The sequence below is a fragment of the Paracoccus tegillarcae genome, assembly GCF_002847305.1.
Taxonomy (GTDB): Bacteria; Pseudomonadota; Alphaproteobacteria; order Rhodobacterales; family Rhodobacteraceae; genus Paracoccus; species Paracoccus tegillarcae.
Genome location: NZ_CP025408.1, coordinates 2754472 through 2767789 on the forward strand (window position 1 = coordinate 2754472; position 13318 = coordinate 2767789).

8 protein-coding genes and 3 pseudogenes are annotated in these 13318 nt (G+C 61.4%); 4 read left to right on the forward strand and 7 right to left on the reverse strand.

The window, feature by feature from the left end; translation table 11 throughout:
• From CUV01_RS13435 to CUV01_RS13445, 3 genes are all read right to left on the reverse strand, one after another.
• On the reverse strand, positions 1-882 hold the full coding sequence (locus CUV01_RS13435; protein WP_101460918.1) for a carbohydrate ABC transporter permease: 882 nt from the start codon (positions 880-882) through the stop codon (positions 1-3).
• A gap of 4 nt (positions 883-886) precedes the next feature.
• Entirely contained in the window at positions 887-1915 is a 1029-nt protein-coding gene (locus CUV01_RS13440) for a carbohydrate ABC transporter permease (RefSeq protein WP_101460919.1), read from the reverse strand.
• Between the two features lie 112 nt (positions 1916-2027).
• Complete coding sequence (locus tag CUV01_RS13445) at positions 2028-3266, reverse strand: ABC transporter substrate-binding protein (protein WP_101460920.1); 1239 nt, start codon at positions 3264-3266, stop codon at positions 2028-2030.
• 198 nt (positions 3267-3464) lie between these two features.
• On the opposite strand from CUV01_RS13445, the gene CUV01_RS13450 reads away from it, so the two are divergent.
• Complete coding sequence (locus CUV01_RS13450) at positions 3465-4532, forward strand: ester cyclase (RefSeq protein WP_101460921.1); 1068 nt, start codon at positions 3465-3467, stop codon at positions 4530-4532.
• Between the two features lie 24 nt (positions 4533-4556).
• Here CUV01_RS13450 and CUV01_RS13455 read toward each other — a convergent pair whose 3' ends face one another.
• Complete coding sequence (locus tag CUV01_RS13455; protein ID WP_101460922.1) at positions 4557-5726, reverse strand: nuclear transport factor 2 family protein; 1170 nt, start codon at positions 5724-5726, stop codon at positions 4557-4559.
• Between the two features lie 253 nt (positions 5727-5979).
• Here CUV01_RS13455 and CUV01_RS13460 point away from each other — a divergent pair, with 253 nt between their 5' ends.
• Complete coding sequence (locus CUV01_RS13460; protein ID WP_101460923.1) at positions 5980-6753, forward strand: SDR family NAD(P)-dependent oxidoreductase; 774 nt, start codon at positions 5980-5982, stop codon at positions 6751-6753.
• On the opposite strand, the gene CUV01_RS13465 is transcribed toward CUV01_RS13460, so the two are convergent.
• A complete protein-coding gene (locus CUV01_RS13465; protein WP_101460924.1) occupies positions 6726-9512 on the reverse strand; it encodes an AMP-binding protein in 2787 nt (928 codons plus the stop codon). The genes CUV01_RS13460 and CUV01_RS13465 overlap by 28 nt on opposite strands.
• Before the next feature lie 263 nt (positions 9513-9775).
• On the opposite strand from CUV01_RS13465, the pseudogene CUV01_RS19930 reads away from it, so the two are divergent.
• Positions 9776-9901 (forward strand): annotated as a pseudogene (locus CUV01_RS19930) (transposase); the annotation flags it as partial.
• A 33-nt stretch (positions 9902-9934) separates the two neighbouring features.
• Positions 9935-10249, forward strand: a pseudogene (locus CUV01_RS13470) (ATP-binding cassette domain-containing protein); the annotation flags it as partial.
• A 293-nt stretch (positions 10250-10542) separates the two neighbouring features.
• Here CUV01_RS13470 and CUV01_RS20105 read toward each other — a convergent pair.
• Positions 10543-11262, reverse strand: a pseudogene (locus CUV01_RS20105) (gamma-glutamylcyclotransferase).
• Entirely contained in the window at positions 11255-13219 is a 1965-nt protein-coding gene (parE, locus tag CUV01_RS13485) for a DNA topoisomerase IV subunit B (RefSeq protein WP_101460927.1), read from the reverse strand. Before parE ends, CUV01_RS20105 begins: the two are co-directional and overlap by 8 nt.
• Positions 13220-13318 lie beyond the last annotated feature (99 nt).

The following is a 13318-nucleotide window of genomic DNA, read 5'->3' on the forward strand; positions in this document are numbered from 1 at the left end:
TTATCCTTTCACTGCGCCTGCGGTCAGGCCGCTGACAATCTGACGCTGGAACACCATGACCAGCACGAACAGGGGGGCCATCGCAGAAACGGCGGCGGCAACGGCGTACATCACCTTGCCCTCCTGCTGCGTTGACCCGAGGAAACCGTTGATTTTCGGGATCATGGTCTGGTTTTCTTGGCTGAGCAGCATCGAGGTGACCGTAAAGTCGTTATAGGCCAGCAAGAAGCTGAACAGCCCGGTGGTCACGACGCCCGGCCACATCACCGGGATCACCGCCAGCCGGAAAGCCTGGAACCGGGTGCAGCCATCGACCATCGCGCTTTCATCCAGATCCTTGGGAATGGTCAGGAAAAAGCTGTGCAGCATCCACAGGGTAAAGGGCTGATTGATCGCCACCAGAACGATGATCGTCGTGGGCAGATAGCCCCAGATGTTCATCTCGAAGAACGGCAGCAGATAGCCAGAGACCAGCGTGACATGCGGCATGGCCCGAAAGATCAGCGCGGCGATCAGCAGCCAGAAGGTATAGCGAAACCCCGACCGGGCGAGGGCGTAGCCGCCTAGCGTGCCGAAGGTCAGCGAGATAGTGACAACGGCAAAGACGACGATGCCGGTATTCAGCACAGCCTTCCAAAAGCCCTGTTCGACCCAGGCGCCGTAATAGCCCTGCATGGTGAAGGCGTCGCCTGTCTGCCGGGTTGTCGCCGGGCCAAAGATCGCATTCATCCAGTCGGTGCGGGAAAAGAAGTCGGCCTCGACCTTAAAGGATCCCCAGGCCGTCCAGATGAACGGAAACGCCGCCAGAAACAGCCAGAAGAGCACAAAGCCCGTGGACAGAAGGACAAGCGGCAGCGGCTTTTGATGCAGAGTTTTTGCCATGATTTCAGGCCTTTCTCTTGAAGTCGCGCCAGGTGCGGATCAGCACCGGGAACAGCAGGATCACGACGCCCAGAATGGTCAGCATCGAACTGGTCGCAGCCGAGCCGAATAATGGGAAATCGCCAGAGCGCAGATCGGAATAGATCAGATAACTGAGCGAGGTCGCGTTGGCCTCGGCCGAGAAGCCGATGATCGGTTCGAACACCCGGAAATTATCCATCAGCTGCATCAGCGCGATAAAGGTCGCCAGCGGTGCCAGATAGGGGATGGTCACAAAACGGATACGCTCCCAACGGCTGGCGCCATCAACCATGGCGCTTTCCAGCGTGTCCTGCGGCACGGTCTGCAGACCGGCATAGAACACCACAAAGGCAAAGGGCGCGCTATGCCAGACCCCATAGACGAACAGCGTCACCCATGTCAGCGTCGGCGAGGCCTTCAGTGATAGCTGGGGATTGTCGAACAACACCTGCAGCGATGCGCCGATCACCCCGCGCGAGTCGATCATCCAGAACAGGACCAACGCGCCAATGAGCGGCGTCACGATCATCGGAAGCAGCGAGAAAAAGATCACCGGCCCCTTGAGCCAGCCCGAGACCGAGTTCACGGCAACCGCAATGGTAAAACCAAGAATGATGACCAGCGGAGTGACGATGAACGTGTAGGCCAGCGTAAAGATCAGTGCCTTGTAGAAAGGCAGGTTCATCACGCGCGACATGAAATCGCCAAACCCGTCGCTGTTGCGCCAGGCGCTGCCCAATTCGGAAAAGGCCAGATGGCTGGCGTTGGAATAAGTGCCCATGCCGTTGAAGCGCCCCATCGGGCTTTCTTCGCGCAGGCCGGCCATGGCCGAGGAATCGACGCGCATTTCGGATTTGCACCCGAACGGGCCGCAGGATTCGACCTGGGTCATGATTTGCTGATGTTCGACAAACAGCGACTGATAGGCGACCGAGATGATCGGGATGGCAATGAACAGGATCATTGCAATCAGCGATGGCAAGACAAATGCGAGAAACGTTCTGTGCGGCATGGGTTACTCCGTCGAACGTGGCGGGACAGGGCCGTGCCGCTGCGGGCGGCACGGTGGACTGGGCACAATAGGTCGGGGCGCGGGGCTGCGGGAATGCAGTCCCGCCCGCCTGTTATTTGATAAAGCCGGCCTCGGTGGCAGCCGTCATATAGGCGGCGCTGACATCGGAAAGCGCCTGTTCAGCACTTTCCTGGCCTTGCATGAATTCGGCCAGATTGTCGCCAAGCGCCGTGTGCAGCAGGCCCATATAGGGCAGCATCGGATAGGGCCGTGCGCCTGCCTCCAGATCAGCCGCGACGCCAATAGCAGCCGGTGTCGGCTCGTATCCCGCGACCAGCCAGACGGCGGCCTCTTGGTTCTCGGCGACGGTTTCGGGCGAAATGCCAACCATCATCGCGCGGAACGAGGCCTCGGCGTCTTCGTCCGAGATATTCTTTGCAATCACGAACCCGTCCCACCACAACGCGGCGGCCGGGATCGTGCCACCGTCGAGGGTCGGCGATGCGGCAAAGCGCGTGACATTCGCAACCTCCGGGGCAGGGCCCTCGGCATCGGCATATTGACGTGTGCGAGAACCCCACTGGATCTGGATCGCGGTATCGCCCGCCTCCCATAGCGGGTACATGGCGTTGCTGTCATAGGTGACGAAATCCGGGCTCATATACTCGCTCATGGCTTTCAAAGCCTCCAGCGTCTTCAGGCCGTTTTCGTTGTTGATATCGACCTCGGCGGTGCCGTCCTTAAAGAACTCACCGCCCGTCGCCAGATAGGTGTTCACGAATTCCGCCGCCAGATCCCAGCCCGGCTTGTAGCCCGCCGCGATCGGGTTCTCCATCACGCCATTGTCGCGCAGGGTTTTGGCCGCTGCGATGATCTCGTCATAGGTGGTCGGCACCTCGATGCCGTTTTCGCTGAGGATATCCTCGCGATAGAACAGGTGCTGGGCATTGGCCATAAAGGCGATCGCAACGACATTTCCGTCAATGCGGATCAGTTGCTGCTCTTGCAGATCCTGTCCCCATTTCTCGATATATTCGTCGAGCGGCCGGACCAGATCGGCCGACAGCAGCGGCATGATCGAATTGGTCGCGATCACTGCCACGGTGTAGCTGGCCGGATTGGTCGTCAGCGCGGGAACCTGGATGTTCTTGTGTTCGGTCGTCTGGTTCTTGGTCACCTCGACCGTGTCGCTGGCGCAGGTCTCGGCTGCGGTGGCGATCACATGCAGAGCGTCGAAATCATTCGACAGGATTCGCACGGAACCCTCTTCGATGCCGCAATCGGCCATGGCAGCGCCGGCGCCGGCAATCAGGGCAACAGTGGCGGCCGAGGCTTTCAGAAACTTGTTCATCTATCGTCTCCTGTTGAGAGAATGACCCATTTCCAGGGCATGAATACTCGACCGTAGTGCAAAACAGGGTCGATGAAGGCAGTGCCTGTTATTGGCGATGAGGCTTGAATTTGCATCTCGCAAGAGAGATGCTAGCAATGTTTGCATACGAATGCAATAAATTTTGTTACCTAGCGTCAATTGCTGCCCGGAGCCGCCATGAAAGACCCTCATCTGATCAATAAGCATCTCTTGCGCGACGGGTTGAACCGCCTGGCAGAGGCAACGCCCGCAGCGCTACCTGGCATTCTGGACGGGCTTTATGCCAAGGATGCGGAATGGCGCGGGGCGCATCCTTTGAACGAAATGCGCGGGACAGCGGCGCTGGCGGAACAGGTCTGGTTGCCGCTGCTGTCGTCCTTTCCCGACCTCGAACGCCGCGATGTGATTCTTGTGGGCGGCAGGTACGAGGGGCGGGATTATGTCGCGATGGTTGGGCATTACTGCGGCACCTTTCGCCACGACTGGCTGACGATCCCCGCGACCGGGCGGCCGGTCTATATCCGCTATGGCGAGGTGCATGAGGTCAGGGATGGCAAGATTATCCAATCGAACTGCCTGTGGGATATTCTGGATGTCATAAGACAGGCCGGTTTCTGGCCGCTGGCACCCAGCCTTGGCACCGAAGGGATGTGGCCCGGACCGATCACTTCCGATGGCATCGTGCTGACGCCGCAAGCCGCTGAACACAGCGCCGCCAGTATTGAGCAGACGCTTGCCATGCACGGCACCCTAGGCGCCTATAACGATCAGGGCGCGTCAGGTCGCGACGGCCTGCTGAACATGCCGCAAAAGCAGCACTGGCATCCCAAGATGATGTGGTACGGCCCAAGCGGGATCGGGACGACGCGTGGTTTGCAGGGCTTTGTCGATTATCACCAACTGCCATTTCGCACAGCCTTTCCGAACCGCAAGGGCGGTGGCCAGTGGGACGAGATCGGGGCGCTGAAGGACCAGCATGGTGGCGGGCATTACATCCGCATCGGCGATGGCCCCTATTCCGTCACCGGAGGCTGGCCCAGTGTCTTTGCCATGCATAATGGTGGCGGCTTTCTGGGGCTTGGCCCAACAGGTCGGCCCGTCACCATGCGGGTGATGGATTTCTATCTGCATCACCAGGGGCTGATCCGCGAAAACTGGGTGCCGCTGGATGTTCTGGACCTGCTGATGCAGATGGGCGTCGACGTGTTCGCCCGGATGCAAAGCCATTTCCGGCGCGGCGTTTAGCGCGCCGGAAATGCCCGGGCGCGGTCAGTCTGCCGCGCCGTCCATTATCTGCGCTGAGGGCGCGTCGGCCAACTGCGCCAGCTTGACCTGAACCAGCAGCGACAGTTCATCATAGACGCGCCACTCATCGACGATCTTGCCGTCCTTGTAGTGGAAGTGGCTGATCCCCATGACCTGCACACGCTTGCCGGTTGGTTCGCCAAGCTCATGCAGCAGGCCGTAGCCCAGATGGTGCCCTTCGAGGATCCAGCGCACCGCCACCTTGGTCCCGCCTTGCTCGCATGGGGTAGAGCAGACATGCTGGGCAGAGAACCCCGCATCAGGCAACGAGCCAAGCAAGCCCAGGGTCTGGTGGGTGACGGCGGCCACACCGTAAAGCTCGCTCATCAGCGGGCCGTGATATTGGCAGGTCGGAGCATAGACGTCCTTGATCCGGCCCAGCATCCGCCGGTTCCAGACATCGTGCAGCCATTCCAGCGTTTCGCGCTCCAGATCGGTCTGCGCGATGGACAGATCCGTCTTTGCCTCTGGCGGATATTGTCCGATCATCCGGCGGCTTTCGCCGATATCGATCGAGACCAACCCCTTGTCGAACAGTTTCTCCGCCAGCTTTTCTGCATAGGCTTGCGGGTCCAGCCCCAGTTGCTTGATGATCGCCATCTGATCGGAAACCACCCATTCGCGGTAGATCTTGTTGGCATGGATCATGCAGTCGGCGATGGTCCGCGATACGAAAGTGCGGCCCGTGGGCGGCCCGTAATGCCCGTGCTGGGTGTGGCGTCCCGATCCCGTCACCAGATGCGAGGTGTAAAACCCGTCCTGATCGTCGCCATTCCAGATGACCTGAGTGGCCATGCCGCGCCGTTCTGGCAGGCTGACAAGGCGCTGGATCGTGTCGCGCACGACCTCTTCGCGATCATACATCGTGCCCATGGTGCCATATAGCACGCAATTATGCGTGTAATGAGTATAGATCAGTCCGATATCACGTTCGTCCCAGATTCTGTGCGTGCAGCGCACGATGTAGTCGACGATGTCGGTATAGATCTCGTCGAAGCCTTCCATCGGCTGCGCACGTTTGCGGCCTTCGGGCACCAGATCGACGAAATCTCTCCGCTCAACCTGCAGGACGCTGTCGGTCGAACCCTTTCCGCCTGCCTTACCCTCATCAGAGCTTTTGTCACTCGCGGCCATTTCTAACCTCATCTCAGTCGATCTAGGACGGCTTCTGTCATCTCATCCTAGCAGGAGTGCATACGAATGCAATCGTGATCTGGGCGATGCTTTGAAAGGGCAAGCGAAGCCCGTGTGCGCCCGTTCCTTTTCGTTTCCGGCCCGATTTTCCGGTGTGATCAGCACGGCCAAGAGCCGGACCAAGATTTCGCGGTGCAGTCTGGACCGATTCGGCATAGCAAGGCGCCAATAATGGACAGACGAGAGGCATGGCATGACCCAGATCAACAAAACCGCAATCGTGACGGGCGGGCTGTCAGGCATGGGCCTGGCCATTGCGCGCAGGCTTGGTCGTGATGGCGTCGACGTGACGATCGGCACGCGCCGGGGTGGCGATGCAAAGGCGGCGCGGGAAATTCTCGCGCAGCAGGGCGTTCAGGCACATGTCGCCGCGCTTGACGTTCGATCGGGCGATAGCGTGGCGGAATTCGTGGGTGATGTGGTGTCGCGGCGGGGTGGCGTGGATATCCTGATCAACACCGCAGGCGTTTATGAAGAGGCGGCGATCATCGACCATCCCGATCAGGTCTGGGACGATCAGATCGACACGAACCTTTCAGGGACGTTTCGGATGATCCGCGCGGTCATGCCGCATATGAAGTCAGCAGGCTGGGGGCGGATCGTCAATATGGCCTCGGTTGCAGCCCATAACGGCATGGCCAATAACGCCGCCTATTGTGCATCCAAGGCCGGGCTTTTGGGGCTGGGGCGGTGTGTCAGTCTGGAAGGTGCGGCGCATGGCATCACCTGCGTCTCGATCAGCCCGACCTGGGTCGAGACCGAGATGCTGAAACAGTTCATCGATGCCGATATCGAGGCCACAGGCAAGTCGCGCGAGGCGGTCCGCGCGGACTATGCGGCCTCTAACCCGCAGCACCAGCTCGTCCAGCCCGACGAGATCGCCGAACTGGCCGCGTTTCTTGTCAGCGATGCCGCGCGGGCCATCACGATGGAGGATTTTCAGGTCAACGCCGGATCGCTGTGGTAGGTCGCGCGGCGCCGCGCCATCAGCGTGGGCGCGTCACAGATCGCGTCGAACGCCGTGTTCGACATTCTTGTCCAGATGGCTTGGGCATCGTCCGCCGCGAATGCCGCATCTGCCAGCAATGTGTCGGGAAACTCTTTGATCACGCGGGCGATGCCGGGCGGCAAATCAACGGCTTTCAGCCACTCGGCCGCGGGCGGCATGTTCTGGCATGACGGCGTCACGCGCGCGTCGGCGATCAGATTATAGATTGGCGCATCCGGCCCCGCTATCTCGCCCAGAAGGAACGCGGCGGCGGCTGTCACGTCGGTCATGGGAAATTGCAGATCCTTGGGAAACGTATCTGCGCGAAGGGACGCGGCCAGGATGATCTCGTAGATGTCTTGCGGATTTGGCGCATCCAGATCGTAAAGCGAGGGTAGCCGGACGATGGCTGAGGGGATGCGCGAGGCCGTGATGGCGGCCTCGGCTGCAATCTTGGCCGCGCCGTAGCCGGTGCAGCCATCCCACAACTCTGCCTGAGCTTCGGGCCATGGGCCGCCCCGGTCGGGAAAGACCGCACTGGACGAGGTGAACCGCAGATCGGCACCGGCCGCGCGGCAAAAGGCCAGGACGGTGTCGATCCCGCGTGCAGACCAGTCCAGCATGTCGTCCCGGCCAATCGCCATATTGACCATCGCGGCGCAGTGGACAACCGCGCCCACCGATGCGGCCAGCGCGTCATGCGCGGCGTCTTCCAGCCCAAAGCGCGGCGCGTCCAGCGTGCCCGGCACCATGACATAGCGATCAGACGCGACGCCATGCGCCCTGGCCACATCGTCCAGCCGGTCGCGCGCGCCGCGCCGCTTGTCGCGGACCAGGCAATAGACAACCTGACCCATTGGCAGATCCCGCGCCGCGCGTGCCAGCACATGCCCGCCCAGAAAGCCGGTGGCGCCTGTCAGCAAGATGCCGGGACGGTCGAAGCCATCGGTCGGGGCCGGTGCATCCGCCTGCTGCGTCAGCAGCTGATCCAGCCGGTGCAGCGGCACGTTCATCGCAAGCTCGAAATCGACCGGCCTGCGATAGGTCTTTTCCAGTTCCAGCATCAGGGTCACGCACATCAGGGAATCGCCGCCCTGATCGTGAAAACTGAGCGCGGGGTCGATCTGCTCGGGCGCGCAGCCCATCGCAAGCGCCGCCGCAGCGATCACGGCGTCCTCAGCGGCGGCACCTAAAACCGCGTCCTCTGTCACGGGTGGCAGCGACCGCAGATCGGCCTTGCCGGATACGGGGTGCAGCGGGATCGCCTGCATCTGGACCAGATAGGCGGGGACGCAATAGCTGGGCAGCACATCCCGCAACTCTGCCGCCAAGGCGGCGGGGATGCGGTTGGTGCCGAACTGCAAACCCCATCGATCCGCATTGATGCGCGCCTGCGCGGCATCGGCGGCAAAGTAAAAGATCAGCGCTTTTCCCCGCCTGCCTGCCTCGGCCACCCAAGGCGCGGCCTGCGAGAATGCCAGCCGCGTTTGCATCGTGTCGGTCAACTCGCGCGTCTGGATGGAAAAGCCGCGCAGCTTCAACATATGTGCGATACGTCCGACGATATGCAGCGCACCGTCATCATCCAGCCAGGCCTGATCGCCCGTGTCGTAAAGCCGGGCATTGCGCCCCTCGATGGTCAGGTTGCGAAACCGCAGCCGCGTTTCTTCGGGGCGGTTCACATAGCCGGGGCCCAGCATGCGTGGCCCTTCAAAGTGCAACTGTCCGGGCGTGCCCGTCGGGGCAGGGGCGTCGGCCTCGTCCAGTATGACAGCGCGCAGGTGGTCCATCGGCACGCCCACCGAGACCAGGCCGCCGCCCGATGGCGCGCTTAGCCGTGACATGCAGACGTCATGGGTTTCGCAGATGCTGTACAGATTCCACAGCGCGGCGCCCGACACCTTGTCGAGCGAAGCGGCAATCAACTCGTCGCTTACGACCTCGCCATTCAACACCACGCGGCTGAGCGGCAGGGCCGCGGCAGTGGCACGGTCGATCGCAGTCAGGAAGCTGTCGTAGAAAGAGGGCGTGAACAGCATCTCGTCAATGTCATGCCGGATCAGGAAATCGGCCAATCCGCGTGGCGCCATCAGCGTGCCGGGATCGGGGAACCAAAGCTCTGCGCCCATGCGCAGCGGCCGGAACATTTCCCAGATGGCAAAGATGTAGATGCCCACGCGGAACCCGGGACCATAGGGGGTGAATGCATCGCGCCAGTCATAGGAAAGATAGGCGGCATCCTGGGTGACGGGGATGCATTTGGGCCGCCCGGTCGTGCCCGATGTCGCGACCAGATAGATCGGATCATCTGGCGCCACAGTGCCCGCGCGCAGCGCCGCCGATGGCGCGTCCGCGATCCCGTCCAGCACCGCAAGTGCGTCCAGCGTGCTGCAATCGCCCGGCAGGTGGCCTGCATTTGCTGGCTGACACATGATCACCAGCGTCACCTGCAGTTCCGAGATGATATTGTGCAGCACCATCTGCGGCATCGCGGGATCAAGATGCACAAACGGCCGTCCATGGATCACGCAGGCGGTCGCACTGGCCGCCATCGCAATGCCCGGCGCCCCGAAAATGCCAACCACCTGCGGTTGGCTCAGATGCGCGGTGAACTGTTCGGCAAAGCTGCCCAACTGGCCATATGTCAACTCGTGCCCGTCATCCGCCAGAGCAGGGCGGCCTTCGTGCTTTCTGATGGCAAAAAGCAGATCGGCGGCGACTGTCTGGGTCTGAGACATGGGGCAGGCTCCTGAAACTCCGGACTAGGGCTGGTATATTCCTGTTATCAATGGCCTGGCCAGTGAAGATCGTGTGGTGCGGCAATAAAGATTGCACCTGATTTCAGTCTGACCACTTGAACTGTTGTGGCGACGCGCGACCCTATCAAGGTCTAGGGTGAAGGTGAATGAAACACGCGCAAGCATCGCGGCCCAGAGCGTGACCTGAGCCCCATATCTTCCTCCAGTTTGAGGTAGCTTCCGTACCAACGGTGAGACGGACAATGAAGCGATCGAGGTTCACGGAAGAGCAGATCATCGCGATGCCGAAAGAGCAGGAAGCCGAAATGCTCAGGGCTGAAGTCTGCCGCAAGCATGGGGTCTGGTCGCGGACGCGTCGCTGGCGGGCTTGTGTGTCGTCCGAGAACGCGATGCTTTAATCGCAGGGCGCGGCCGCTGCCCGTGCGGGCGAATTGCTCGACCGGGTGGGTCTGTCGCATCGCGCGGATCACAGGCCCGCCGAATTGTCGGGCGGCGAACAACAGTGGGTGGCGTTCTGCCGCGCGCTGGCCAATGCGCCGGCTCTGCTATTGGCGGATGAGCCGACGGGCAACCTTGATCCCGAAACCTCGGACAAGGTGTTTGGCGTGTTGATGGATCTGGTGCGCGAGACGGGGCTAAGCGCGCTGATCGCGACCCATAACCATGAGTTGGCGGGACGGATGGATCGGGTCATCCATCTGGGTGCGGCTGGTTAACCCTTTGCGGTGCAACCACAGCGCACGCTGTTGCGCAACACCGCCCGGAGGTTGACGCGGAAATGCCAGCAAATGCTGGGTTTTTGGCTGTGACTTCCGTACACCGCGCGTACACAGGGCGTACACTACCTGTACACAGGCTGCGCGCGTGCGGTTCGGGATGGGTTAAGAGATGTTGCGCGCGATCTCGAACGGCGGAAGGGTGCGAGGTTTTTTTATTTTGAAGCGGTCGTCCGTTACTGGTTTCTGAAGCTCAGATGCAGACACTGCTACAGGGATAGGACTTTTTTATTTCACTTGGCCGTCTTACTGCTTGACGGAGCCCATCCATCAATCTCTGCCGCCACCAAATCCTGCAGATCCCAGATATACGGATCGAAAATGCCCGCCTGTTCCAGCCCTTGCGCCGTGCGCAGCAGATATTCGCAGCCCGATCCTGCCGCGCCATTGGCATGGGCCAGACGCCGCGCCTGATCCTGCATCGGCAGGTCTATCAGGTCGATATCCACCGGATCGGCATAGAAGGTCAGGGCCTGACTGCGGCCGTGAGCGGTTTCGACCTCGATCCAGCGGGCGTTGCGGGCCAGCTCATGCACGACCAGTTCGCGCTTTAGAATGGCGCGCATCGACACGTGCTCGGTCCCCGGCTCGATTTCCTAGACAAGCCCTTCGCATGTCCCGCCCGACGCCAGCGCAAGCATCAGACCTGGCTGTTCGGGGGACCCGCGGAAATGATCCAGCGGAATGTTGAACTGACGATGCCAGCCAAGTGCGGTGGCGCGGTGGCACGCGCCCACAGCAAAGCCCGGATTCCAGATCAACGAGCCATAGGCAAAGATTGGAATGGGGCGCGGTTGATCGCGGATCAGCGCCTCGGCCAGCCGGTCGAGATCGGCGTCCTCAAGCATCTGCCAGGCCGGATTATGGCGCGGCGCATCGACAAAGCGCGAGGCACGACGCACGTGATCCTCGGTCAGTCGCAAGGGACGCATATCGCCGGCGTGATCAGACATCCAGCTCTTCGACAAACCGGGCGTTTTCCTGAATATACTCAAAGCGCAGTTCCGGCTTCTTGCCCATCAGCCGTTCGACCAGATCGCCGGTTTCGCCGCCCTCGTCATCGTCGATGGACACGCGGATCAGACGGCGTGTCTTGGGGTTCATGGTCGTGTCTTTCAGGTCCTTGGCGTCCATTTCGCCCAGACCCTTGAACCGTTGCACGTCGATTTTTCCCTTGCCGCCCAGACCCTTTTCCATCAGCCGCTCTTTCTCGGCGTCATCTGCGACATAGATGCGATGCGGCCCCTGGGTCAGCCGGTATAGCGGCGGGCAGGCCAGATAGAGATGGCCCTTGTCGATCATCGGGCGCATCTGGGTAAAGAAGAACGTCATCAGCAGCGCCGCGATATGGGCGCCGTCCACGTCGGCGTCGGTCATGATGATGACCTTGTCATAACGCAGATCATCGACGTTGAAGCGACTGCCCATGCCGACGCCAAGCGCCTGACACAGATCGTTGATTTCGGCGTTCTGGCCCATCTTGGAACTGGCCGCGCCCAGCACGTTCAGGATCTTGCCGCGCAGGGGCAGCAGCGCCTGTTTGACCCGGTCGCGCGCCATCTTGGCACTGCCGCCGGCGCTGTCGCCCTCGACGATGAACAGTTCGGTGCCTTCGCGGTTGGTCGCGCTGCAATCGACCAGCTTGCCGGGCAGGCGCAGTTTCTTGGTGGCGGTCTTGCGCGCCGTTTCCTTTTCCTGCCGGCGGCGCAGGCGTTCCTCGGCCCGCAGGACAAGGAAATCAAGGATCGCGCCGGCGGATTTCGTGTCCGCCGCCAGCCAGTTGTCGAAATGATCGCGCACGGCATTCTCGACCAGTCGGGCGGCCTCGCTGGTGGCAAGCCGGTCCTTGGTCTGGCCCACGAATTCCGGTTCCCGGATAAAGCAGGACACCAGCGCACAGCCGCCCGTCAGCAGGTCATCGCGGGTAATCTGCGCGGCCTTCTTGTTGCTGACGCGCTCGCCATAGGCGCGAATGCCCTTGAGAATCGCAGACCAGAAGCCCGCCTCATGCGTGCCGCCCTCGGGCGTGGGCACGGTGTTGCAATAGGACTGGATGAAGCCGTCGCGCGACGGCGTCCAGTTGATCGCCCAGTCGACTTTGCCCGGCGTGTTGAACTTTTCCTTGAAATCGACACTGCCGGCAAAGGGGCGTTCGGAATAGGCGGTCGCGCCAGACAGGGTTTCGGCCAGGTAATCCGCCAGACCGCCGGGAAAGTGAAACACCGCCTCAGCCGGCGTTTCCCCGTCATCGATTTCCGATTTCCAGCGGATTTCGACGCCGCTGAACAGGTACGCCTTGGATTTCACCATCTTGATCAGCCGCGCCGGTTTGAACCGATGATGGCCAAAGATGTCTTCGTCCGCGTGGAAGGTGACGGTCGTGCCCCGGCGATTGGGCGCCGCGCCGATCTTTTCGACCGGCCCCAGCGGGATGCCGCGCGAAAACCGCTGCTCGAACAGTTCCTTGTTTCGCGCAACCTGCACCACCATGCTGTCGGACAGCGCGTTCACGACCGATGCGCCAACGCCGTGCAGACCGCCCGAGGTCTGATAGGCATCGCCCGAAAACTTGCCGCCCGCATGCAGGGTGCACAGAATCACCTCCAGCGCCGACTTGCCGGGAAACTTGGGGTGGGGATCAATCGGGATGCCGCGACCGTTGTCACGGATGGTGACACTGAAATCGGCGGCCAGTTCGATCTCGATCCGGGTGGCGTGGCCGGCGACGGCCTCGTCCATCGAGTTGTCCAGAACCTCTGCGACCAGATGGTGCAGCGCGCGTTCGTCGGTGCCGCCGATATACATGCCGGGGCGTTTGCGCACAGGTTCCAGCCCCTCCAGTACCTCGATCGAGGCGGCAGAGTAGCTGTTGACGCTCGCATCGGCGGCGGAAAGAAGGTCGTCGGCCATCGGACTGCTCATTATTCTTGTTGTGCTGGGGGGAATTATCTCACGACCGGGGCGGCAGGGGCAAGCGTTTGTATCTGCCACCCTCAGCGACGCAATCCC